Raw genomic sequence first — 24191 nt, forward strand, 5'->3', positions numbered from 1 at the left:
CCCGCTTCGTTCCAGTATGTACGGCTAGTCCTCGAGCAGGTCCTCGATAAAGCCGACGCGGTAGTTTTTGAAGATGACCTCGCCGCCGTCTTGCGTGGCGTCCAGATCGACATCGCCCATGATGCCAAAATCGTGGTCGCCATCTTCGTCGGCAAAGATCTGGTGCACGTGCCACACGTGATCGGTCTTCTCGTCGGATTCATCGATGGAAAACATCGCGGCACTGCGGGCATCTCCGTCGGTGAGGATTTCCTCGTGTTGCTCGTGATAGGCGTCGAGCGCCCTTTGCCAGCGGACCTCGCTCATACCCCAGTCCTCATCGAGCTCGCCCAAGTCGCGAACGTGCTCGCGGGCGGCAAGGGTCACGCGGCGGAAGAGTGCGTTGCGCACCAACAGCGTGCAGCCGCGACGGTCCGCAACGACCTCGTCGATGCCCTGCGGCGGTGCGGCGTCGAGTGCAGCGGGGTTGCCGGCGTTCTCCCACTCGTCCACCAGGCTCGAGTCGACCGAGCGCACCACAAAGCCGAGCCACGAAATGATGTCACGCAAGCGCTCATCGCGCTTCTCAATGGGAACGGTGCGATCGAGAGAACGGTAGGCCTCGGCTAGGTAACGCAGCAGAATGCCCTCGGAGCGGGCGATGCCAAGCTTTTGGATATAGCCCTTAAAATCGCTCGCGCTCTCCAGCATATCGCGCAGGACACTCTTGGGAGAGAGCTGGTAGTCGTTTGCCCAGGGTACTTCCTGGCAGTACTTGTCGAAGGCGGCATCGAGCAGGTCCTCGAGCGGCTTTTCGTAGGTGACATCCTGGATGCGCTCCAGGCGTTCCTCATATTCGACGCCGTCAGCCTTCATTTCGGCCATCGCGCGGTCGCGCGCGGCGCGCTCCTGTGCGCGCAATACCTGCTTGGGGTCCTCGAGCGTAGCCTCGACCATCGAGATGAGGTCCATGGTATAGGTCTCACTCTCGGGGTCGAGCAGCTCCAGCGCGGCAAGCAAAAACGGCGAGAGTGGCTGGTCGAGCGCAAAGTCCTCGGGCAGATCGACCGTCAGTGCATAGTCGATGTCTGGTGCGGCGCCAGTCGGGGCGTCGGGTGCGGGCGGCACCTCGGTGCGAACGACGACGCCGGAATCGATGAGCGTGGCGAAGATCTCGTCGGCGCGAACCTCGAGCTTGGCCTTTTCCTCGGGGGTCTGCAGGCTTGTCTCGATGAGGTCGTGTACGCGGGCACGGGCGTCGCCGCCCTGCTCGACCACGCTAATCACCATGGAGTGCGTGATGCGCAGGCGCGGCTTGAGCGTTTCGGGCTGCGTCTCGATCAGGCGCTCAAAGGTCTGCTTGTTCCAGGTGACAAAGCCCTCGGGGGCTTTCTTCTTTTTAATCTTGCGGAGCTTCTTGGGGTCGTCGCCCGCCTTGGCCATGAGCTTGGCGTTCTCGATCTCGTGCTCCGGGGCCTCGGCGATGACCATGCCCTCGGTATCGAAGCCCGAGCGGCCGGCGCGACCGGCAATCTGATGGAACTCGCGGGCGCGCAGACGACGCATCTTGTAACCGTCGAACTTGGTGAGCGCGGTGAGGACCACGGTGTGGATGGGCACGTTGATGCCGACGCCGAGTGTATCGGTGCCGCAAATGACGGGCAGTAGGCCCTGCTGTGCCAGGCGCTCGACCAGTAGGCGATAGCGCGGCAGCATACCGGCGTGGTGCACGCCGACGCCGCAGCCAAGCAAGCGCTTGAGGATCTTGCCGAAGGCCGTCGAGAAGCTCGTGCCTTTGGCGGCTTCCTTAATAGCCTCGCGCTGCTCCTTGCTGGCAATGCCAAAGTTGGCGAGGGATTGCGCCGTCGCAAGGGCGGCGTCCTGGCTAAAGTGCACGATATAGAGCGGGGCCTCTCCACGGCGCATGGCGAGCTCGACCGTGCCCTCGAGGGAGGTCGTCACATAGTCGTAGCTCAGCGGAACAGGACGCGGGGCATCGACGACCAAGTCGCAAGCAGCGCCGGTGTGTTCCTCGAGTGAGGCGGCGATGGCAGTGACATCGCCGAGCGTGGCGCTCATGAGCATAAATTGCGTGTGGGGCAGGGTGAGCAGCGGCACCTGCCAGGCCCAACCGCGGTCGGGGTCGGCAAAGTAGTGGAACTCGTCCATGGCCACGCAGCCCACGTCGGCATCTTCGCCCTCGCGCAGTGCGTCGTTGGCAAGGATCTCTGCCGTGCAGCAGATGACGGGTGCCTTGGTGTTGATATGCGTGTCGCCGGTGATCATGCCTACGTTATCGCGGCCGAGCACCCGCACAAGGTCGAAAAACTTCTCGCTGACCAGAGCCTTGATGGGAGCCGTGTAGTAGCAGCGCTTGCCCTGCGCCATGCCCATAAAGAGCATGCCCAGCGCGACAAGCGACTTGCCCGATCCGGTCGGTGTTCCCAAAATGACATGGTCACCGGCGGCTAGATCCATGAGGGCCTCTTCCTGGTGGTCCCACAGCTCAATACCGCGATTGCTCGTCCATTCAAAGAAGCGTTCGAAGGCCTGGTCGGGCGTGAGCCACGGTTCGGGCTCGCTGCCGTCCTCGGGCTCCCACCAGGTGGGGGAGAGCGCACCGAGTGAGCCGAATTCGGCTTCGGTCCCCGTGCCGCCCGAGAACGAGCTGGCGGCGCCGGCGCCGGAAACGGTGCTGGCGGAAGTATCTGTCGTGGTCTGTGCCATGTGGTTGCTTTCTCTCGCGTTTGTCCGCCAACTATTATGGCGTAGCGGCGGCGCGGGGTGCCAGCGCGCGAGAAAATGCAGGAAATGGGCGTTCTGTCCAGCTGTTTGGTGCAGTTGCCAGCTAAGTGAGTAGACTTTTTGCGATATCGCGAGCACATGGCTTTTGCGCAAGGGATCTACCTGCGGTTTTAGTTTTCGTTATGCGGGTTGTGCTTGGCTATTGCAAAAAAGTCTACTCACTTAGGTATGAAGGCCGTTCGCTGGCGCCTATTTGTGCTTGTTTGCCGACGCCGCGACCATCAGAAGCCCCTAGGACTCTTGCGGCAGGCGCTTCTTGCCTTTGCGGGCGCGGTTTCTAAAGTTCTCGACGGCTTCTTCCATGCCCAGAGGTATATAGGTGAGCTCATCGAGGTTTTCGGGCAGGTAGCAGGCAAGGCTTTGCTCCTGCGCGCGGCCCGCCGCGAGCTGCTCTTCGATGGGTTCCGCGCCGGGCGTAGCGCAAATGCCATAGACGGCGGCGCCCATCTCGCGCGTGCGGCATTCATATTCGGTCTCGGGATGCTCGGGATGGTCGCGGCGGACGTCGTCACTTACCCAAAGCGTATCGTAGCCGGCTGCGGCAAACTGTCCCAGGGCGTAATCGCGCAACGGTTTGCTGTCGGTTCGCAGCGTTACGGTGGCGCCGGCTGCAAAGAGCGGGCGATAGAGCATCAGATGGTCGACATGGACGAGGCGCTTTTTGGCGTACTTGGCCTTGGGCTGCGGCGTGGGAAAGTTGATGGTGATGGCATCGAGCTCGCCTGTGGCAAATAGCTGCGGCAGCGATGCGGCGCCTCGAGGCAGAACGAGTGCGTTGGTCAGTTCATGCTCGCAGATTTTCTGTGCGGCATAGGCGATGCAGATGGGCTCTTGGTCCATGCCGATAAAGAGCGTGTTTGGCTCGTGGGCCGCGCGCTCTACAAGATACGTTCCCTTGCCGCAGCCAAGATCCAGGTGAAGGTGTTCGAATGGCTTGCTGCCAACTGGCGCACAGACTTCACGCCAATCTCCGGCATAGGCCTCGGGGTTCGTCTCAATCGCATCGGCGTAGCGCTCCAAGCGCTCCTCGAGCACAAAGTTCTTAGGCGTGCGAACGTGGACGGCTCCCATGAGGCTCCTTGGTCATAAATATGGAACGCATAGCTGCGCGTTCCGTCAATGGGTTGAAAAGGGTGGGCATAGTTTGCCCGAAAGAAGCGGCACGGCTCGGCGGCGAGTCGTCGATGCCTACAGGCGCTTGAGGATCACATAACGGTTGAGCTCGCCGCTGCGACCGTCGGCATGGAAACGCTCAAGCTCGCGCACGGGGACCTCGCCGCTTTTGTAGAACGTACGGACGCCGCGCACCAGGTCGGTGATCTGTTGATCGTCAAAGTGATGGCAATAGCGGTAGGCGTGGCGGTCGTTTTGCCAGCCAATGAGGTGGTCGCCGGCTTCAAACTGCGCGGAATCGTAACCCTCAAACGGCGGGGTGAGCTCGGCGCGGGCTTCGGCTCGAACGGCCTTGCGCGCCATGCGCTCGTCGTTCATAAACTCCCAAAAGCTGATGGCGATGATGCCGCCCGGGCGCGTTTGCCGCACCAGGGCGTCGAGCACGCGTACGCGGTACTCGCACGACGGCACGTGGTGCATAAAGCCAAAGCAGACCGAGATATCGGCGAGCGGGGCGTCGAAAAGCACGTCGGGTGTTTCGGCGGGGTTGAGCTTCATGAGGGCGTCGAGCACGTCGAGTTCCTGGAAGTGCAGGTTGGGAATGCGCAGCGCGTGGCCATGTGCATCGATGGCCAGGTCTTGACACGAGTCGACGCCATAGAACTCAAACGGGCAGCTGGCATCTGCCGAGGGGTTTGCGCCGTCGACGCCCTTGGCGGCAAGTGCGCCGCCGGCGGCAAAGTTTTCGAATCGCATATTGCCGCAGGCGAGATCGAAGACGCGGACGGGATGCTCGATCGTGGCGACGTCGAGCTGTTCGAGCGCGATGTCCATGGTGCGCACCCAGCCGGGCCACGGGGCCTGGCGCGTATCGGAAAAGGAGGCGGAGTGCTCGCGATAGAACGTGTTGTTGAGCTGGATGAGCGATGAGGCGAAATCGCGGTTCACGGCGCGGAACTCCCTCCGTTGGCGGTGCGGAATAAACAGTATGACCATACTACCGTTAACGCCGCAACGGGGACAACCGAGCTGCGGCTCATTGCTTTGTTTGGACACATTTCCGCAGCTCATATGTGCCCGCAACCGCCAGTTGTCAAAAATCTCACTAGAATAGGTGGCATGCTTTTGGCGGTGGCGGATAGATTTTTAACTGTGCAAGGCGCCTTAAGAACAAAAACGGTCCGGCGGCACGGCTGGCATCACATAGGAGGAACCATGAATGTAGAAACTGCGCAGCGGCTCGCCGACCTTCGCCGCAGCAAGGGCTTTAGCCAAGAAGGGCTGGCGCGAAAGCTGGGGCTGTCGCGCCAGGCGGTTAGTAAATGGGAGCGTGCGGAGAGCTCGCCCGATACCGAGAACCTGATCTCGCTCGCCAAGCTCTATGGCGTGAGCCTGGACGAGCTGCTCAATCCGAGCGACGAGATCGAGGACGATATCGAGTTTGAGAACGAGGACCGCGCCCGCCAGCGCGAGGCCGAGGCGGCAGAGCGCGCGCGTACCCATGAGGCGGCGGCGCGCGCTACCGAGGCGGCAACGCAGGCGAGTGATGCTGCGGCCAAGGCAGCGCAAGCGGCAAGCTGGAGTGCGCAGGCCGCCAATGCCGCTACGGCACAGGCGACGAGTGGCACCGCGGTAGGCTCGACTCCGGTGAAGGGCCCGTTCCAGTCGTTCCCGTATTGGGCTGTGTGCTGGCTACTGTTCTTTTTGCTGATGTTCCTGTTTGGCGCCGGCCCCTTTGCCGCACTGATCTTCTTTACGATTCCCATCTATCACTGGGTGGCGCGTGCGCTCGATGGTGATTGGGCACGCGGGGATATTCAGGTTGGTCCGGCGCCGGCGGCGGTCAGGGCCCAGGGGAAGGATACTTCTGCGGAACCTGATGCTGACGTGGCTACCGCGGCCACCGCTGAGCCATGTGCCAAAGAAGGTGACGAATGATGAAGCTTTCGCATGAATCCAAGCTGCGCCTGGGCGTCGGCATCGGAGCGTTTGTACTGATTATCGGGCTTGTTTTTGGCGTTTCGCGGACTTTGATTCATTTTGATGGCCCGTGGGATCTCGACGATGTTATACCCGGCTTGTCCGGTATGGACGATGTGGTTGATGACGACGATTTTATGAACGATGGCGGTAACTATTCCGCTCGGCCTCAGCAGCTTTCGTGTACGACCTTTGATGCCGATGAGTTTCGCTACCTCGATTTCGATATCGATGCGGCTACGGTGGACGTCAAGGTTATTGATGGTAACAAGGCTCGCGTTATCGAGCGGGGACGCGTTGCCAATGGTATGGATGCCTCCAAGGCCGCGACGCAGAACATCGCATCCGTCGAGGACTCGACGCTCAAGGTTTCCCAGTTTGGAAGTGATGACGGTAAGGCAATCGATCGCTCAGTTACGGTCGAGCTGCCGCGCCGTGTTGCCGAACATCTGAAGGGAGTCAACGCGCACGTGGGCTCGGGTGATCTGCAGATTGCCGGTGTCACCTGTGATGGTTTCGACCTTTTCCTGGGTGCGGGAGATGTAGAGTTTGCGGGCAGCGTGACTGATGCGCTCAGTGCTGAGGTCGGTTCGGGCGATGTGACGTTCGAGCTCTACCAGGCCCCCGCGAAGTCGATGGACGTAAGCGTGGACTCGGGCGATGTGGAGATGACGGTTCCGAACTCTACGGGCTTTAAGGCGAGCCTCACCGTGGGCAGCGGTGACTTCGAGAGCGATTTCCTTCCGCTTGGCTACGATGGCGAGACCATATTGAATCTTGAATTCGACAACGGCGATAAGTCTGCTACGTATCGTTTCGAGGTCGGTTCGGGCGACATGTCGTTTGATCCGGAGTGACATGCGGTTTTCGGAGATCGGTACATATAGGCATGCTCTTTGATGAAGGCGCCGAAGCCGAGATCGGCTCCGGCGCCTTTGCCTTTACAATGGGGACATGGAACAGATTATCTTGAACATACTCGAGGCCCTGCGTCGCGGCGAGACCGTGGACGACAAAGCGCTCGTCAAACTGATACATGCCGAGGCGCGCCGTGAGGGTGCCGACAAACGCGATTTGGCCAAGCGCCGTCTGCTGCCGTTCTACCAGCGGGTTAAACGTGAGGAGCCGGTTCGGTGGGCTGCGTGGAATGTCGATTCCGATCTGGAGCGTCAACTGCTGCAGGTCCTGCGTATGAAGCCGCGCCGAACGGCCTCGGGCGTGGCGACCATTACCGTCATTACCAAGCCCTGGCCATGCTCGGGCGATTGCCTGTTTTGCCCCAACGATCTGCGCATGCCCAAGAGCTATCTGCACGCCGAGCCGGCATGCGCCCGTGCGGAGCAAAATTGCTTTGACCCGTATCTGCAGGTGAGCGCTCGCCTGACCGCGCTTTCGCAGATGGGGCATGCGACCGATAAGATCGAGCTCATTGTGCTTGGCGGTACCTGGAGCGACTATCCGGAAGGCTATCAGACATGGTTTATGTCGGAGCTTTTCCGTGCACTCAATGACGATGCCGTCGCCGGCGTGGCGGCCAACCCCATGTTGGCACGTCCGGGCATCAGCCGTGCCGAGGCGGGGCGTCTGCTCGATGACGCTCCCGCCGATGCCCTGCCGCCTGTGGTAGCGGAGCGCCGTGAGCGCTATCGGGCCGCCGGCATTGCGACAGACGAGGTCGAGCTTGCTGCCGGCGTTGCCGACGAGCAGGGGCGTGTGGATGCTGCCGTGGGCGGCTATAACCGTGCGGTGCGTCGTCTGTACGGTCCCGGTACGCCGTGGGGCGAGGTCACTGAGTGGCAGACGGCAACGATGGAGGAGCTTGAGCGTCAGCAGCGCATCAACGAGACGGCGAAGCATCGCGTGGTGGGGCTCGTTATCGAGACGCGCCCCGATGCCGTAACGCCGCAGGCGCTTACGCTCATCCGCCGCCTGGGCTGCACCAAGATCCAGATGGGTATTCAGAGTCTCGACCAACATTTGCTCGATATCAACGAGCGTCGTATTTCGGTGGCTCAGATCGAGCGGGCGTTTTCGCTTGCGCGTCTGTTTGGCTTTAAGATCCACGCGCATTTTATGCTCAACTTGCTGGGCGCCACGCCCGAGGGGGACAAGCGCGACTACGAGCGCTTTATGACCGAGGGGGCCTTTATGCCCGACGAGGTCAAGGTCTACCCGTGCGCGCTCATCGAGGGCTCGCGTCTGGTGGGCCGCTATGAGCGCGGCGAGTGGCGCCCCTATACCGAGGAAGAACTGCTCGATGTGCTGGCCGACGACATCGTGGTGACGCCGGCGTTCTGCCGCATCAGCCGCATGATCCGCGACTTTAGCTCCGACGACATCATGGTGGGCAACAAGAAGCCCAACCTGCGTCAGCTCGTTGAGAACCGCCTGGCTGCTCGGGGTGACGGTGCGACGGTGCGCGAGATTCGCTATCGCGAGATCAGTACCGCGGGTGCCGACCTGGATGAACTGTCTCTTGATGAGGTCGCTTACGAGACGCCGGTGACGCGTGAACGCTTTTTGCAGTGGGTGACGCCCGAAGGCAAGATCGCCGGCTTTTTGCGTCTGTCGCTGCCCGTTCGCGCTTTTGTTGCCGCACATGCGGACGAGTTGCCGACGATGCCGGACGAGGCGATGATTCGCGAGGTACACGTGTATGGCATGGCGGCGCGCGTGGGGGATCAAGGCCAGGCAGCCCAGCACCATGGATTGGGACGGTCGCTGGTGGAGCGTGCGTGCCATATTGCTCGGGACGCGGGCTATGCGCGCATCAACGTGATCAGCGCGATTGGTACGCGCGAGTACTATCGCCATCTTGGATTTTATGACTATGGCCTTTATCTGCAAAAGGAGCTCTAGATGAACAAGCCGAGTGTTTCTGCCGGCGTCGTTGCCGGCGTTGCTCTGGGGGCCGCGGCGCTTGGTGCGGCCGCCGTCGCTGTTCGTGCTGCCTGTCTGCAGGTTGCGCGAACCCGCAATGGGTTGGCGCGTGTGAAGCGCGTGCACGACGAGGGCGGCGACGAAGTCCGCGTATTGGTACAAGGCGGCGTCTACCAAAGTGCAAGCTACGTTGGCGAGCGTTGGGCGGAGCCCGTCTTTACGTACTATCGTTCGTTTGACGACGTGTTTGAGGCCGAGGATGCGATGCGCGACGCTTACGGTCACGGTATCGACCGCATGCTTATGCTGGGCGGCGGCGGGTTTGCCTATCCCAAGTTCGCGCTGATGTCGCACGAGGACTTGTGCATGGACGTTATCGAGTATGACGGAGAGATTACGCGCCTAGCGCGCCGCTGGTTCTACCTGGACGAGCTGGAGCGTGCGGTGGGCGACCGCTTGCGGGTGATTACCGCTGAGGCTCGCTCGTATTTGGGTGTGACGAGCGTGGGCCATCGTCGCTACGACGTGGTCGTGAGCGATTGCTTTGGCGGTGTCGAGCCCGTACGCGAGCTGGCGACGGTTGAGGCGTTGCGTTTGGTGCGAGGCAGCCTGAACCCCGGGGGTATCTACGTTGCCAATATCGTGAGCGCAAACGAGGGGAGCGACGTAACGTTCCTGCGCGATTGCGCCGCCACGGCGCTCGAGGTGTTCGCCCACGCCTGGGTGGTCCCATGTGGCGATGCAGAGTTCGGCGGCGAGGAGAATTATCTGCTCATCGCCAGCGACGGCGACTACGCCTTTGCCGAAGCTGTGCCCTTCGACACCGACTTCCTCGGCACCGTCCTTCACGACAAGTAAGTCTCCCCGTCCCAAAAAGGACTGGTCTTAGGCGTGGTCGCGCCAGCTGAGGACGCGCTGCTTCATGCCCTCGATGTCGAGCACGCCTTCGGCGAAGCCTTTGCGCACGAGCTCTTCGGGAACAAACTCGTCGTAGCGGTCAAAATAAGGCACCTCGCCGGGATAGACGAGCTCGATGGGATCGAAGTCCTTCTCGGCCTCGGCGGCGAGCACCTCAAAGAACGTCTCCTCATCGGCCTTCATCTTAAACTGCATAAAGTACGGGCGTGATGGGTCGAGTCCGCGAAGGCCCAGCTCAGCGGCACATTTAATCTTGAGCATGCGCTCGAGCGCCAAAAAGGCGTAGCTGCCCAGCCAGGGGAAGAGCACCCAGGTATCGCCGCCCAGGTTGATGAGCGGCTTAGTTCCCGCGCCCGAAAGCTTGGCCGTATGACGAGCCTGCGCTAAGCGGGCCCGTGCGTTACCCATGAGGTACGGATATGTCGCGTGCTCGTTGAGCGCCTTGCGCATGCGCTCGAGTACGTGTGTATTGATGTCGCCGGGGCAGTCGCCAAAGTAGGCCGGCACCCGGCCCTTGACCTGCGTGGCAAAGACAGTGTGGCGCTTCCAGTCCACTTCCTCGACAATCCAGCAGTGTCCGGCGATGGCGATGCGCTCACCGGGCGGGGGCGGATTAACAATCGTGCCCAGCTCGGCCGATTCGCTCCGGACGGTAAACTCCTCGTTTTCCTGGAACACGGCGTAGAACTTAAAGTTGTTGATGACGCGCTCGCCCGCGAGACCCACGATGAGCCCGCCACCTTCGGTGACCTGGATATGGTCGATCTTAATGAGGTGACGTAGCAGCACACGGTAATCGTCTGCCGAGATACGGTGGAAATAGCTGAGCGTGAGCACGCGCTGGGCAAGTTCGGCCGGCGTGAGCTCGCCGGTGCTGGCGAGGGTCGACATAGTCTGGTGATAGAGCAGGCTGTAGGGGAGTCGATCGAGCTCGGGCGGCTCGACCCACTTTTCCTCGCGATAGAGTTGTACGAGCGCGATACCCTGCAGGAGCTTCCAGGGAATGGTTTCGGGCATCATCGTGCGCGGCTCGGGTTCTTCCTCGCGCATGACAAACCACATCTCGGGCGGAAGGTCGCGGCGTCCCGTGCGCCCCATGCGCTGCAAAAAGGAGCTGACGGTAAACGGCGCGTCAATCTGGAAGGCGCGCTCCAGGCGGCCGATATCGATACCGAGCTCCAGCGTAGAGGTGGTGACGGTTGTCTGCGCCTGCTCCTCGTCGCGCATGAGCTCCTCGGCCGTCTCGCGCAGCGATGCCGAAAGGTTGCCGTGATGGATTAGAAAGCGGTCGGGCTCGTGTCGACTTTCGCAGTAGCTGCGCAGCATGGAGCACACGGCCTCTGCCTCCTCGCGCGAGTTGGCAAAGACCAGGCACTTGCGGCCGCGCGTATGCTCAAAGATATAGCCCATACCGGGGTCGGCGTTGTCGGGCGCCGTGTCGGTGGGGTTGAGAAGCGCCTGCTCGGTCGCTCGTGGGATGTCGACTTCGCCCTCGGGGGCCGAGGAAGTGCGACGGTCCTTGGGTGCGGCCTTGCCCCGTGCCCGCTCACGACGTTGACGGCGCTCCTCTTGTGTGAGCTGCCCGCTGTGACGCATGTCTTGGGCGCCGGCGGGCAGTGCCGTGGGCGCCACCGCCTCGATGCGCTCGCATGCGAGCACTTCGGCTTCCTGCGGACCTGTGCCTACGAATCCCCGCTGCTGTGCCTGGGGACCCGAGTTGTAGAAGTGCTCCATGGAGATACGCCACACGCGACGCGGTTCCTCAAAACGGGGGATAACGCAGTCGCGTCCCGTTCCCTGCGAGAGAAAGGCACCCGTGCGCTCGGGGTCGCCGATGGTGGCCGAAAGGCCAATGCGGCGGGGCTGCACGCCTGCCATGCGCGAGAGGCGCTCGATAAGACAGAGCGTCTGCCCGCCGCGGTCGCCGCGCATGAGCGAATGAACCTCGTCGATGACGACGTAGCGCAGGTCGCAAAACATGCGGGGGATCGCCATGTGCTTATGGATCAGGAGCGCCTCGAGCGATTCGGGCGTAATCTGAAGGATACCGCTCGGCTTTTTGATGAGCTTAGCCTTGTGTGACTGCGAGACATCGCCATGCCAGTGCCAGACGGGGATATCGGCTTCTTCGCACAGGTCGTTGAGGCGGACGAATTGGTCGTTGATGAGCGCCTTGAGGGGGCCAATGTAGAGGGCGCCCACGCTTGCGGGCGGGTTCTCCCAAAACTCGGTCAGGATGGGAAAAAAGGCTGCCTCGGTTTTGCCGGAAGCCGTGGATGCCGTCAGGAGCACATTGTCCTGCGAGTTAAAGATGGCATCTGCCGCCGCAACCTGGATAGAGCGCAGGCTCTCCCAATCGTGGGAGTAGATGAAGTCTTGGATAAACGGGGCGTAGCGGTCAAAGGCGTTCACGGGGCCTCCTTTCAAAAACGAATCTCTCAACGCGGTGGGCAGTGGCTTGCTGCATTACTGCCTCGACGTTTGCCCAGATAAAACCTGCCAAAATAAACCTGTCCCTTTTTGGCAGGTTAGATGGTGAATTCGGCGAAGTTACGGTCGCCGTCTGCGGTGCCGGTGTCGCCTGTTGCGGCTGCCGGCGCCAGCGCGTCGCCACCAACGCTTTGCAGCAGCTCCGCCACATTTGCATCGGGGTTCTGACACAGGATATCGAGCAGTTCGATAAAGTCACGAATGACTTCACGCGGCGTCAGATGCGTGTCGGCTCCCACACGACCGAACTCGATCTTGAGGAAGTCCACCAAGTCGTTCTCGGTAAGCGTGGGCGTCCAGCCAAAGTAGCCGGCGTGAATTTGCATGAGTTTTTCGATCAGCACCAGCAACTCCTCATAGGTGAGTGGCTGCAGGCGGATGATGGGCGCGAGCATGTCCTTAAGGTCCTCGCGCGCAAAGCGGCCCTGAGCGAGTCGGCTGCGCAGGGCCTCGTAGGAGAACACGCCTCGGCGGCGGTCTTCGATAGAGGTTGGAGTGCCGCCCATGATCATGCCCAGGTACTGCGCCTTGCCCTGGAGCGTGTCGTTGTACATAGTCAGGATCTTCTCGTAGTTGTATTGGCGCGTGATCGCGTTGGGAATCTTGTACAGATTCACGAGTTCGTCGATGAGCACCAGCATGCCCTTGTATCCGCTGCAGACCAAAAAGCGTGCAATGAGCTTAACGTAGTCGTACCAGTCGTCATCGCTGATGATGGTCGAGGAGTCCAGCTCAGCGCGTGCCTCGCTCTTGGTGCGGTACTCGCCGCGAATCCATTTGGTCACGCGACTCATAGCTTCTTCGTCGCCCTCCGAGACAGCCATGCGATAGCGGCGGAGCATGCGGGCGAAGTCGAAGCCGTGGACCATTTCCTCGAGCGGCGCCAGTTGGGCATTGACGGCAGACTCGTCGGCATCGGCACACGAGGCGACCCAGCGATCGAGGATTAGGTTGAGTGCACCGCCCTCGGGGCGCGTCTTGGTCGATATATTGCGGATGAGCTCGCGGTAGGTGGCAAGGCCCTGTCCCTGACCGCCCTGCAGACGGCGCTCGGGCGACAGGTCGGCATCAGCGACGACGAATCCCTCGCCCATGGCGTGCGTGCGGATGGTCTGGAGCAAAAAGCTCTTGCCGGCGCCGTAGCGACCGACTAAAAAACGGAAGCTTGCGCCGCCATCGGCGATGAGACTCAGATCGGTAAGCAGGGCGCGGATCTCGACCTCGCGCCCTACGGTGATGTAAGGAAGGCCGATGCGCGGGACCACGCCGCCCTTGAGCGAGTTAAGGATAACGGCGGCGACGCGTTTGGGTACACGGGGCGCTGCGGATGCGGTATCACTCATGGTCTAGGTATCCTCTCACGTCTGCTTTGTAGTCCTCGATAATCTGTGGCCCTGCCGCGCTAAATTCAATTACGGTGTCACCCACCAGGTCAAAGAGCGCCTCGTTGATGCTATCGACGAGCATGTCCTCGCTCTGTCCCGAGTGCGCCACTGCCGATGTCGCTTGCGCTGCGTTTTGCTCGAGCAGTGCGCGAAGGAAGGCATCTGCGGCGGGCGCGAGTTCGTTTGTGGCTTCAGCGGGCGCAGCAGCTGCGAACGCGGGCGTCGGCGCGAGAAGCGGTGCCACGACACCAAACTGTTCGGTGGATATGGTCGGCTCGTCGGTCAAGTCCTGCCGAATGGGTGTCACGACCGCCTCGACAATCGCGTCGGTTACGGGCTCGGCTTCCGGTTGCCCTGAGTCCGCTGCCTCGGCTTCTGCGGACGCGCCGTCCTCGCGTTCCTCGTCGATCAAAAGCGCTTCGCGCGTTTGCGCAGCGGCGCTCCGAATGTGCCCCAGCTGACTCAGATCGATATCGATCTTGACGGGCTGGTGTACGGCGTCCCACGAAAGCCATGCCACAATCTCGTCATCGATAATTTTGGCCAGATATTTGGGGACCTTTTCTTCCTTAAGGGGATGGGCGGGGTCCAGCGCCAGGCGCAGGCGTTGGTCGCAGGCGCGCATCATTTCACCGAGCTTGCTGCTCTTTTGCCTACTACCGTGGATGCGCATGCATTCCCAAAAGCCGTTTTGGCAACGGTAGATATGGATAGGATCCAGGCGATATTCGCAGTCCTCGTGGCGCTCGGGCGCAAAGAATACGGCCGAGGCAAACATGGTGTAGGGCATGGCCGTCTCCTCCCCAAATAAACTCGCCACGATGCCGGTCTTTCGGTGCGTGTCATAGTAGCGCGCCATACGGACATACACGGCGCATGCCACGTGGCGCAGGTCGCGATGGTGGGAACGGTCGAGCCGTGAGTTATTCAGGTTGTACGTGGAGAGGGCGTTTATAGCGGTCATGAGTCGCTCCTCGCCTGCCTCGTCGGGCGGAAGGGGGAGCGTGGGCTCGGAGGTTTTGCGACGCTTAGAGGTCTGGCCGGACGGTGCCTGTGCTGGTACAAGGTCTCGAGCCGCGCGCCGCAGCTCGATAAGGGCGTTATCGAACATGACGGTTTTAGAGTCGCGAAGCAGCTTGGGGTCGAGCCCGTGGAACACGGCGTAATCTTGCAGCCACACGCGTGCAAACCGGTCGATGCCGGGCTCGAAGGCACGGTAGGCATCCCAAAAGGCCTTGATCTTGCTAAAGCCATCGAGCGGGTCATCAACGCCGATGCCGCAGATCAGCTCATAGAGATACAGGAAGGCAAAGGACGTAGACGTTTCCTCGACGGTTCCGCGGCGCACTTGGGCACGCCAGGTAAAGTAGCCGCGCAGCTGCCGGTCGCTCATGGCGTTGTAGGTGGGAAAGTACGACTTAAAGGTGCCGTTGTAGGGACAGTCGTCCTCAAAGTCGGCCATCAGCAGGCCCTGGCGGTAAAAAAGCTCGGCTTCCGAAAGCCAGCGGCCCGCACCGCCCTTGGGGTCATCCTGCCAGCGCGATATCTCGCGCATTTTGCGGTACTGGTCGGGGAGGAAATTCTGCATCTGTCGGCCGGTTTTGAGAATCGGCTCGTCTGCGTAGATTTCGTTTGAGAAACGGGCGGACTGATGGGTCCGAGCCTCGGCCATAATGCGCTCGATGAGCATTTTGATGTCCTGGTCGGCCACCGCTTCTCCTCTCCTAACGCAGCTTCGGTGACCTCATATCATAGCACAGCATCAAACAGGTGTTCGAGATACTGCTGCGTAGATAGATTTAGAACAGGAGGGCGTAGATGACGGCGATGACGACGGAGGGAAGCATATTGGCCGTACGGAAGGTCTGAGGACGGATGAGGTTGACGCCGACGCAGAAGATGAGCATGGAGCCTACGAGCGAAAGGCTGTTGAGGGCCGCTGTGGTCATGATGGGGGAGAGCGCGCCGGCAAACAACGTGATCGTCCCCTGGAACACGGCGACGGGCAGGGCCGAGAAGATGCAGCCGCGGCCAAGCGAGGCCGTCATGGTGCAGACGATGATGCAGTCCAGTGCGCCCTTGAGGGCAAGCGTTGACCAGTCGCCGAGCAGGCCGTCCTGGATCGATCCCACAATGGCCATGGCGCCAATGCACACGGTGAGTGAAGTCGAGACAAAAGCGTTGGTGAACTCGTTATCGCCCTCACTGCCAGTCTTGCGCTTGAGCCATTCGCCAAGGTTCTCGATGGCGGCTTCCAAGTTGACGGCCTCGCCGATGAGCGAACCGACCGCAAATGAGACGATGAGCATGGTGGTACCGGTGGTCGCCAGCGCCTTCCCATCGATAAGGAGCATCTTTTGCATGGTGCCGCCAAGGCCGATAAACAGGACGCACTGCCCCGATGCTTTTATGAGCGTGTCTTGGATGCGCGGTGTAATGAAGCGGCCGCCCGCTAATCCCAAAAGACCGCCCGCAATCAAAAGCACAACGTTGATGATTGTTCCCAAGCCCGGCATGAGCCCTCCCGTATTGATGCCAACGTGGCAATCGTAGCAGAGTGGAATGCGAGGTACATCGCGACTCATCTAATACGTTATATAAGTGGCATTAGCAGCGACGCGCAGCATTTAAGCCTCAGGTGGTTGTCGGGACATAGGGATAGTATTCAAAGCGCAGTGTCATAAGCCGCTGTGGGGATTCAATAGCCGCGGCAATGATATTGGCATCGCGGGCACGATCAAACCCTTCGAGTTCGATCTGATACGAGACGTCTTGCATAATGTCCAGACGTCGCCAGGCTAGGAGTGTGTCACCATCGAATTCTAAGGTCTTGCCTCCGTCTGGAGCAACGGCGTATAAACGCAGCTTGGCGGTGGTTGCAGGGTCGACAACCGTGACCTTTTTAATTTCGTTTCGAGTATTCTTGGCGCCCAACAAGGTGAGCAGTGTTGGGGCCACGACCTCGCCCGATGGCAAAAAGACGACTTCGATGGATTCAGGAAATGCGATGATGGCTGACTTGCGGACGGGCTGATTGGCGGCGGCAACTTCGATGTTCGCAGCGTCGATGACCTCTGTGTGGTCGAGCGCGGCAAGCACGCAGCAGTTACCTTCATCGATCTCTTGAGGATCAGCAAGCCCCAGACTGTCCGCGAGCTCGGGATCGTTTGGATCGGCAGCGGGCTCATTCGGCGCTTCGAAAGAAGCTGGGACGCTGTTTGTCGGCGACGGCGTGTCGCCCGCACCTGCTTCTTTATCCGCGCTCTCTTCTTGTATGGTTACGTTGATGGGTTCGTCGTTTGGGGGGAGCGTCTTGGCGTCAAGCGCGGAGGGGAGAATTCCGATGGCTCCGGATCCGTTCCACTCCATTTCGAGAAGCGCCGGGTCGGCAAGAATGCGTTGCCTGCTTTGCGCGTGGGCATCGATTTCAATAGGGCCTGCCTCTATCCCTCGTGTAAGGCTGAGTGATCCGGCTGGCTTCTCGAAATGAGCGTCTGTGTCTTTGGTACTGACGGCGTAGAACAGCAGGGACGCTTCTCCCGCCGCGACGGCATCGGTGCCGGCTTTGGTCAGCCGCAACGATACCGTGAATGAGAGGGTGGGCTGCGCATCGTCTGCATTCGCGGCGGCGCAGCCCAGACATATACCGCCTCCTTTCTCGAAAAACGTACCGTCGAAGGCGACCTTCGCTCCGTTCGCCGAGTCATCGACCGAAGCGGTGTCGATGCGCAGCTCTAAATTGCATGGATCGCCATCTGCATCGAGCACAACCGAGCGCCACGTGCAGACGGCGCACCCCGCTTGGGAGCCGTTTGCCTTGTTCGAACGATTGATATCCACGACTATCGAGCCGTCCGTATTACGACGAAGGCATCCCGAGGTCGAGATTGCGGCCTGTGCGATCGAAAAACGCTTGCACGCAATGGCGCTCGACGGATTTGGTGCGGAGCTTAGGGCTGCTGGTAAGGAGTCTGCCATGACGGGAGTCGCCCAAGCGGCGACAGGCGTTCCGGTTGCGAGCGCGCCGCAGAGTGCGACGACGGGCAAAAGGTTCTTCGATGTCATGGGGTCTCCTTAGCTAATTTAGTGCGGCCTGTCCGTGTTTTGTTTCTGGCTGCGTTTGATGTGCAGACTGAGGCCGGCGGTTCCCGCGCCTGCTGCTGTGGCGCCTGCTGCCAAGAGCCATCGTCTGTCGCCTGTCTGCGCCAACGGTTCCTCGCGGTCGCCGCGGTCGAGCTCCGAGAGGTCGACCGTCACTTGCGTGGCGGCCTGCGCCTGTTCTTGCTGGGCAAAGGCCATGGCTGGCCCAAACGCTAGGATGCTGACGGCGGCGGCCAGGGCGACGGCCTTATGCCGTGTGCACACCGGGCTCGACCGTCCAGGTGATCGTCGCAACCTGATCGCCTTCGCCGGTTACGCGGAAGATGTCGCGCGTGACGCGGGCGACGTTTCCGCTTGTCTTGAGCTTGATTTTGTCCGTGCCGCCGGCAATGCCCTGGTAGCCCATGTCGAAGGCTGCATTCTTGGAAAGATCGAGGCCCGTCCCCTGCATTGCGGCGCTGGCGTTCTGGAGCGCGCCGTCGGGGCCGACCTTAAAGTCGATGGAGTTCTGCGCGGTTCCGGCCTTGGCGTCGGCGGCAATGGTCCAGGTGTTCATGGCGTCGATCTTCATGTTGGTGACATGGATGCCGTAGGCCGAATGATTGTCGATGGTGGTCGCGTCTTCTGAGGGGCCCTGAAGCGTGCCGTCGGCCTTGGCGACGAAGGGAATAACCGTCGGAACTTTGAACTCAACGTTGTCGATCTCGGTCCTGACCATTACTTTCGTGGTTCCAACGCGCCCGGCCGCCATAGCTGGCGTCGGGGCGGCGCCCATTGCGAGCGCGAGCGCGAGCCCTGCGCCCACGACGAGCGCTCTGGCTCCGTTCATGTTCCTGGTGATGTCCATGGTCGTTCCTTTCTATTCGCCGCGGGCCGTCCCCGCGATGATTGGACGAATGCTGGTGAATTGCGTGCGGTGCCGCGTCGGCCGGAAAAACTAGTTCTTGGCTTGCTCAACCCGTACCTTGACACGTGTCGGATTGCCGTGGCTGTCGAGGGTCTTGGCATCGAGTGCCTGGATCTCGATGTACGCCTCGCCTTCTTTGATGTCGCCGGCGGGGCACGTCTCGATTGTCTTGCCGGTCTCGACCACATCGGATTCGTATATGGTCTCGTCGTTTTGGATGACGCGGAATCGCTGGGGAAATTTATTGTCTTGGACGTTTTGCACGTTGACGCGCAGCTTGCCGTCCTCCTGCAGCTGAGCGACCGGCGCGACCGAAATCGTCATCATGTTGTCGCGGACGATGGCGTCGAGCTCATCTTGGATTTCCTGGCGCGTTTTGCCCTCGGCCGTCGTAACCGAAGCGCCCGCCTCGGGTACGGGCTGCGACTGCCAAACGTATAGTCCTACGGCGACAAGGGCACAGACGATGGCCAAGCAGGCAACGATGAGCTTCTTGCGACGACCCAGGCCTGCAAAGTGGGGTGGCTTCTTCGCGCTCATGCGGCATCCTTGGCGGTATAGACGCGCGCAAAGGTGGACGGGTCCGCTCCAAAGAGCATGTGAAGCATCAGACGGCGCGAGTAGACGAGCTCGTCGAAGTCGGGAGGGAGCTCGATGTCGTGGATATGCGCGATGTGGTGGGCGAGCGCCGAGAACGACTCGGGGTCGCAGATCACATCGGTGGTAACGTGGTAGACCGTCGTATCGGGGAATGCCTCTTCGTCGAAAGGCAGGAGATGGGGATCGTCGTCGACTTCGATGGCGATGCCGTACTGGGGCCAGTAATATGCCATGGGAACCTCCCTGCTTCTGGGCCAAAACTTCTATCGGTTTTGGCTGTCGACGCCGACCTTATCAGCCGCTACTTGACCAATTTCTGACCAAATGCTTGACGGATTGGCGTCTCCGCAGGTAAAAGGCGGCAAAAAATACTCCAACTTTTTTCGAGCGACAATCGCGCGGTCGGCGACGGCGGGGCCATATGTGTCAAAAGCATCGTCTGCCGAGGAAATCAAGCCGCTCGCCGAATTGCACGAACGTAAAAAACGCCAATTATGGAGACGGTCTCGAACACGTCGACGAAACGATGCGGTAACATCTCCCTGCAAACACTGTAGTTAGCTAAAGGGGGAGTTCGCGTGTCTGCAACCATCAAACCCTTCACCGACGAGTTCGAAGAGTATGGCCGCGATGAATCTCGCGCATCGGGCGAGGCCTCGAGCATCTCGTTTCCGACAACGGAAAACGAGGTCCGTGCCATTTTGGAAAAGCTCCATGCCGAGCGTGTTCCGGTAACGTTTCAGGGCGCCCGAACCGGCCTTGCCGCCGGCGCCGTGCCCCACGGCGGGCATATCCTCAATACTTCCCGTATGAATCGCTATTTGGGCCTTCGCCGCGATGAACAAGGCCAATTTCTGCTGCGCGTGGAGCCGGGCGTTGTGCTCTCGGAGCTGCGCAAGCAGCTGAGCAAGAAGGTGCTGCCGACCGCTGGTTGGGACCAGGCATCGCTTGAGGCCTACGAGGAGTTCCAAGAGGCTCCCGAGCAGTTTTTTCCCACCGATCCCACCGAGGCGTCTGCCTGTCTGGGCGGCATGGCGGCATGTAACGCCTCCGGTGCCCGCAGCTACGCCTACGGCCCCATGCGCCCACATATCACGGGACTCCACGTCGTGCTGGCTGATGGCGATTTGCTTGAGCTTCGGCGCGGCGAGGCTTTTGCCCAGGGCCGCCACCTGTCGCTCGTGACGGCAGCGGGCCGTACACTCGAGCTCGATCTTCCCGGCTATACCATGCCCAAGACAAAAAATGCTTCGGGCTATTTCGTTGCTGACGATATGGATGCCATCGATCTGTTTATCGGTGCGTGTGGCACAATCGGCGTCATCACCGAACTCGAGATTGCCCTGCAGGTGGCACCCGCGGTCGTTTGGGGCGTGAGCTGCTTCTTCGACAGCGAAGACAAGGCCGTGTCCTTCACCGATTCTGTGCGTCCCGTCCTGTCCCATGCGGCTGCCATCGAGTACTTCGATGCTGGCGCCCTGGATATTCTACGTCGCCAGCGCGAGCAGTCGACGGCGTTTGCCTCGCTGCCTGCGCTCGACAAAGACGCCAAGGTCTGTGTCTACGTGGAGCTCGACTGCGACGACGAAGCCCAGGCGACTGAGGAGCTGTATCACTTGGGGTGGGTACTGGAGCTTGCGGGCGGCAGTGACGATGCGACATGGGTCGCGCGCACCGAGGTCGATCGCGAGTGTCAGCGATTCTTCCGCCATGCGGTGCCCGAGAGCGTCAACATGCTCATCGACGAGCGCCGCCGCATGGATCCCACCATCACCAAACTGGGTTCGGACATGTCGGTGCCCAACGCGCACTTGGCCGATGTTATCGCCCTCTATCGCCGCACGCTGGCGGAAAGTGGGCTTGAATCTGCCGCCTGGGGGCATATCGGTAACAACCATCTGCATGTGAACATTCTGCCGCGCGATGCACAGGATTATCGCCGCGGCGCAGAACTCTTTGCCCAGTGGGCTTCCGAGGTCACGGCCATGGGCGGTGCCGTCTCCGCAGAACACGGCGTCGGCAAGATCAAGGCGGGCTTCTTGGAGACGATGTACGGTCACGAGGCCATGGTCGAGTCGGCGCGGCTCAAGCTCCAGCTCGATCCTGCCGGGCAGCTGGGTCGCGGTAACCTGTTTTCGGAGAAGCTCTTGGATGAGCTCGTCCAGAAGGGGGGCGCGTGAAGATGAGCGATTTCCATATGGTGGTGTGCGTCAAGGCCGTGCCGGGCAGCACCGAGGTCAAGATGGACCCCAAGACCAATACCATCGTGCGCGATGGCAAGCAGGCGGTCATTAATCCCTTTGATGCGAGCGCTTTGGAATGCGCGCTGGCGCTGAAGGACGACTTTATCGGCTTTGGCATGGATGTGCGCGTGACGGTGGTGTCGATGGGCATCCCCGCGACCGAGTCGCTGCTGCGCGACTGCATCGCTCGAGGCGCCGACGATGCGCTGCTGCTGACCGATCGCGCCTTTGCAGGTGCCGATACCCTGGCAACCACCTATGCCCTCAAGTGCGGCATCGAGGCGCTCGACGAGGACTTCGACCTGCTCATCTGCGGCAAGATGGCGGTGGATGGCGATACGGCCCAGATTGGCCCCGAGCTTGCCGGTGCCTTTGATATTCCCTGCGTGACCGACGTGAGCTGCGTGCAGAGCGCGGGCTTTACGACCTGTGGCTCGCTGGCGCTCGTTCACGGATGCGATGCCGGCGAGGAGACGGTGTACCTTGAGATGCCGTGCGCGATGACGACTGCCAAGGAGATTGGCCAGTTGCGTATGCCGAGTATTGCCGGTATTCGCGCGGCGGAGGAGGCGGACGTGCGCGTGGTCAGTGCCGCCGACGTGAACGCCGACCCCGCGCGTTGCGGTCTTGCCGGGTCGCCGACACAGGTCGTGCGCTCGTTTGTGCCCGACCGTGACCAAACGTGCGAGGCCGTTGAGGGGACGGCGTCCGAGCAGGCGGCAAAGCTTGCCAAGATTATCGAGGGGATGGCATAGATGAGCGGACTGATTATCGATAGCGAAGCCTGTATCGGCTGCGGTCGCTGCGTTCGCGCCTGTGCCTCGGGCGGCATCGTAGTGGAAGGCGAGCGACCCAGCCGATGCGCCCGCGTAACCGACGGCTGCATCCTATGCGGTGGGTGCGTCGACGCCTGCCCTGTCAACGCTATCTCGATCGAGCGTGACGAGGCCGCTGGTGCGGTGGACCTCGATGCATATCGAGACATTTGGGTATTCGCGCAGACCGACGAGCACGATACGGTGACTCCCGTTGCCTATGAGCTTATGGGCAAGGGCCGCGAGCTTGCCGATGCTCGCGACTGCCGTCTGGTGGCACTGATCGGTATGGGTCCCGAGGGTTCTCTCGGCGACCTGGAGCATCTGGTTTGCGCGGGCGCCGACGAAGTCCTGGCCTGTCGCGACGAGCGCCTGCGCCAAAACGATGCGGAGGTCTACGCCCGCTTGATCTGCGATTTGGTAGCCGAACGCAAACCCGAGGCCATCCTATACGGTGCGACCGCTTTTGGCCGCGAACTGGCACCCGGCGTTGCCGTGCGCTTGCAGACGGGCCTTACGGCTGACTGCACCGTACTTTCGATGGATACGGAGACGGGGCTGCTGCAACAGACGCGTCCGGCGTTTGGCGGCAACCTGATGGCCACCATCGTCTGCCCCAATCATCGTCCCCAGATGGCAACGGTTCGTCCCGGCATCTTTAAGGCGCCCGACTTTGACTACGACCGCTCCGGCACGATCACCCAGATATCGCTTGCGGATGATGCTAAGGCTCGTGTCGAGATCTCGATTCCCGCCGAGGAGTGGAGGCAGCAGGCCTCGATCGCCGATGCCGAGCGCTTGGTCGTGGTGGGCCGCGGCATTGGCTCCAAGAAGAATCTGCCCCTGATGCGAAGGCTCGCCGAGGCTCTGGGAGCCGAGCTTGGTTGCACGCGACCTGTCGTGGAGGCCGGCTGGTTGGAGTGTCGCCATCAGATTGGCCAGACCGGCGTATCGGTTTCGCCCAAGCTTCTCGTGAGTATCGGTGTTTCGGGCGCCATCCAGCATCTTGCCGGCATCGGTGGGGCAGAGTGCATTATCGCCATCAACGAGGACCCGGATGCCCCCATCTTTGGTGCTGCCCAGTACAAGGTTGTCGGCGATGCCGTCGAGGTCGTCGAGGAACTGCTGGCCCAGCTTGAGCGCTAGGCGCGCGCCAGCCAGTCGCGCATCTCGTCCTTAAGGCGGCTCCAAGTCGCCTGCGTGGCGGGGTCGGTAAAGGGCCGCGTAATGCCAAAGGGCGCGTCGAGCAGGCGGTAGATATCGCCCTGCTCGCGCGCCAGCGTGCGGCTCGCTGGATAGACGAGCTCAAACATAAAGCAGATGAGTCCCACCAGGTAGTCCGCCGGCTCGTTGCGCTCGTCGCGCGCGACGCACCGATGCTCGTCAAAGGCGGCAAGCGTCGGTACCGAGAAGCGACTGGCTAGAAACGCGTCCTCATCCACCTTGAGGATGGTATCGACGGTGCTGTCGGCGATGGTGCGCATAATGTCGATCTTGTCGCCATCGCGCACGATATCGCAGAAGCACCGTGTACGCTCGTCGAGTTGTGCCGGCAGGCGAAAGCCGCTGTGATAGGCGATGCTCGCTCGGATGAGCTCGTCATGCGCACCGGTTTCGATAAAGTCACGGATGTTTGTCGTGGCGGGTGCATCGGCGGGATTCTCGCCAAAGAGGACCTCGATGCCCAGCGCCGCATGGCTCATGCTCTCGGCGTCCTTAAAGGTGTCCCAGCGTCGCAGCTGCTCAAAGCGGCCCATATCGTGTAGCAGGCCGCAAAGCCATGCCAGGTCAATATCTTCTGACGACCAGCCCTGCTCGCGCGCTACGGCATCGCATGCCTCGGCCACGTGGTACGTATGCTCGATTTTGAGCGCGATGCGTGGGTTGGTGGCGTCGTAGGCATCGGTGTAGCTTTTGAAGGCCGCGCGCGCCCGGTCTCGATCGATAGCTGTCATAATGACTTCCTAAAAAGTTG

The 24191-nt window shown here is 61.1% G+C and carries 20 protein-coding genes; 7 read left to right on the plus strand and 13 right to left on the minus strand.

Features of this window, described 5'->3' with window-relative positions; translation table 11 throughout:
• Positions 1 to 24 precede the first annotated feature (24 nt).
• The 3 genes from AAA069_RS08850 to AAA069_RS08860 form a co-directional block, all read right to left on the minus strand.
• Positions 25 to 2706 carry a DUF3516 domain-containing protein gene (locus AAA069_RS08850; protein ID WP_349128145.1) on the minus strand — a complete coding sequence of 894 codons (2682 nt, stop codon included), beginning with the start codon at positions 2704 to 2706 and terminating at the stop codon, positions 25 to 27.
• A 309-nt stretch (positions 2707 to 3015) separates the two neighbouring features.
• Positions 3016 to 3855 (minus strand): methyltransferase, encoded by an 840-nt coding sequence (locus AAA069_RS08855; protein ID WP_349128146.1) that lies wholly within the window; start codon positions 3853 to 3855, stop codon positions 3016 to 3018.
• A 117-nt stretch (positions 3856 to 3972) separates the two neighbouring features.
• Positions 3973 to 4845: a hypothetical protein gene (locus tag AAA069_RS08860; protein WP_022094355.1), complete on the minus strand. Its 873-nt coding sequence runs from the start codon at positions 4843 to 4845 to the stop codon at positions 3973 to 3975.
• 267 nt (positions 4846 to 5112) lie between these two features.
• Between AAA069_RS08860 and AAA069_RS08865 the strand changes: the two genes are divergently transcribed.
• The 4 genes from AAA069_RS08865 (at position 5113) to AAA069_RS08880 (ending at position 9615) form a co-directional block, all read left to right on the plus strand.
• On the plus strand, positions 5113 to 5835 hold the full coding sequence (locus tag AAA069_RS08865) for a helix-turn-helix transcriptional regulator (protein ID WP_349128147.1): 723 nt from the start codon (positions 5113 to 5115) through the stop codon (positions 5833 to 5835).
• On the plus strand, positions 5835 to 6734 hold the full coding sequence (locus tag AAA069_RS08870) for a DUF4097 family beta strand repeat-containing protein (protein WP_349128148.1): 900 nt from the start codon (positions 5835 to 5837) through the stop codon (positions 6732 to 6734). Before AAA069_RS08865 ends, AAA069_RS08870 begins: the two co-directional genes overlap by 1 nt.
• Positions 6735 to 6831: 97 nt before the next feature.
• Entirely contained in the window at positions 6832 to 8736 is a 1905-nt protein-coding gene (locus AAA069_RS08875) for a tRNA uridine(34) 5-carboxymethylaminomethyl modification radical SAM/GNAT enzyme Elp3 (protein ID WP_349128149.1), read from the plus strand.
• Positions 8737 to 9615, plus strand: coding sequence for a fused MFS/spermidine synthase (locus AAA069_RS08880; protein WP_346963586.1), 879 nt, complete (start codon positions 8737 to 8739; stop codon positions 9613 to 9615). It abuts the gene before it with no gap.
• 27 nt (positions 9616 to 9642) lie between these two features.
• On the opposite strand, the gene AAA069_RS08885 is transcribed toward AAA069_RS08880, so the two are convergent.
• The 9 genes from AAA069_RS08885 to AAA069_RS08925 form a co-directional block, all read right to left on the minus strand.
• Positions 9643 to 12087 carry a DEAD/DEAH box helicase gene (locus AAA069_RS08885; RefSeq protein WP_349128150.1) on the minus strand — a complete coding sequence of 815 codons (2445 nt, stop codon included), beginning with the start codon at positions 12085 to 12087 and terminating at the stop codon, positions 9643 to 9645.
• A 116-nt stretch (positions 12088 to 12203) separates the two neighbouring features.
• On the minus strand, positions 12204 to 13508 hold the full coding sequence (locus tag AAA069_RS08890) for an ATP-binding protein (protein WP_349128151.1): 1305 nt from the start codon (positions 13506 to 13508) through the stop codon (positions 12204 to 12206).
• Complete coding sequence (locus AAA069_RS08895; protein WP_349128152.1) at positions 13501 to 15261, minus strand: TerB N-terminal domain-containing protein; 1761 nt, start codon at positions 15259 to 15261, stop codon at positions 13501 to 13503. Before AAA069_RS08895 ends, AAA069_RS08890 begins: the two co-directional genes overlap by 8 nt.
• An 88-nt stretch (positions 15262 to 15349) precedes the next feature.
• Entirely contained in the window at positions 15350 to 16066 is a 717-nt protein-coding gene (locus AAA069_RS08900; protein WP_349128153.1) for a DUF554 domain-containing protein, read from the minus strand.
• Positions 16067 to 16184: 118 nt separating this feature from the next.
• Positions 16185 to 17615, minus strand: coding sequence for a hypothetical protein (locus AAA069_RS08905; protein WP_349128154.1), 1431 nt, complete (start codon positions 17613 to 17615; stop codon positions 16185 to 16187).
• Positions 17616 to 17633: 18 nt separating this feature from the next.
• Positions 17634 to 17849, minus strand: coding sequence for a hypothetical protein (locus AAA069_RS08910; RefSeq protein ID WP_349128155.1), 216 nt, complete (start codon positions 17847 to 17849; stop codon positions 17634 to 17636).
• A 49-nt stretch (positions 17850 to 17898) separates the two neighbouring features.
• Positions 17899 to 18498: a hypothetical protein gene (locus AAA069_RS08915; protein WP_349128156.1), complete on the minus strand. Its 600-nt coding sequence runs from the start codon at positions 18496 to 18498 to the stop codon at positions 17899 to 17901.
• Positions 18499 to 18588: 90 nt separating this feature from the next.
• On the minus strand, positions 18589 to 19098 hold the full coding sequence (locus tag AAA069_RS08920) for a hypothetical protein (protein ID WP_349128157.1): 510 nt from the start codon (positions 19096 to 19098) through the stop codon (positions 18589 to 18591).
• Complete coding sequence (locus tag AAA069_RS08925) at positions 19095 to 19391, minus strand: hypothetical protein (protein WP_035137058.1); 297 nt, start codon at positions 19389 to 19391, stop codon at positions 19095 to 19097. The genes AAA069_RS08920 and AAA069_RS08925 overlap by 4 nt, the downstream gene beginning before the upstream one ends.
• Positions 19392 to 19736: 345 nt before the next feature.
• Here AAA069_RS08925 and AAA069_RS08930 point away from each other — a divergent pair, with 345 nt between their 5' ends.
• The 3 genes from AAA069_RS08930 to AAA069_RS08940 are packed head-to-tail and all read left to right on the plus strand — an operon-like array spanning position 19737 to position 23362.
• Positions 19737 to 21338 (plus strand): FAD-binding oxidoreductase, encoded by a 1602-nt coding sequence (locus AAA069_RS08930; RefSeq protein ID WP_349128158.1) that lies wholly within the window; start codon positions 19737 to 19739, stop codon positions 21336 to 21338.
• Between the two features lie 2 nt (positions 21339 to 21340).
• On the plus strand, positions 21341 to 22156 hold the full coding sequence (locus tag AAA069_RS08935) for an electron transfer flavoprotein subunit beta/FixA family protein (protein ID WP_117769804.1): 816 nt from the start codon (positions 21341 to 21343) through the stop codon (positions 22154 to 22156).
• Entirely contained in the window at positions 22157 to 23362 is a 1206-nt protein-coding gene (locus AAA069_RS08940) for an electron transfer flavoprotein subunit alpha (protein ID WP_117769803.1), read from the plus strand.
• Here the strand turns inward: AAA069_RS08940 and AAA069_RS08945 are convergent.
• Entirely contained in the window at positions 23359 to 24171 is an 813-nt protein-coding gene (locus tag AAA069_RS08945; RefSeq protein ID WP_349128159.1) for an HD domain-containing protein, read from the minus strand. The genes AAA069_RS08940 and AAA069_RS08945 overlap by 4 nt on opposite strands.
• Positions 24172 to 24191: the final 20 nt, after the last annotated feature.

This window comes from Collinsella sp. CLA-SR-H006 (assembly GCF_040097075.1).
Taxonomy (GTDB): Bacteria; Actinomycetota; Coriobacteriia; order Coriobacteriales; family Coriobacteriaceae; genus Collinsella.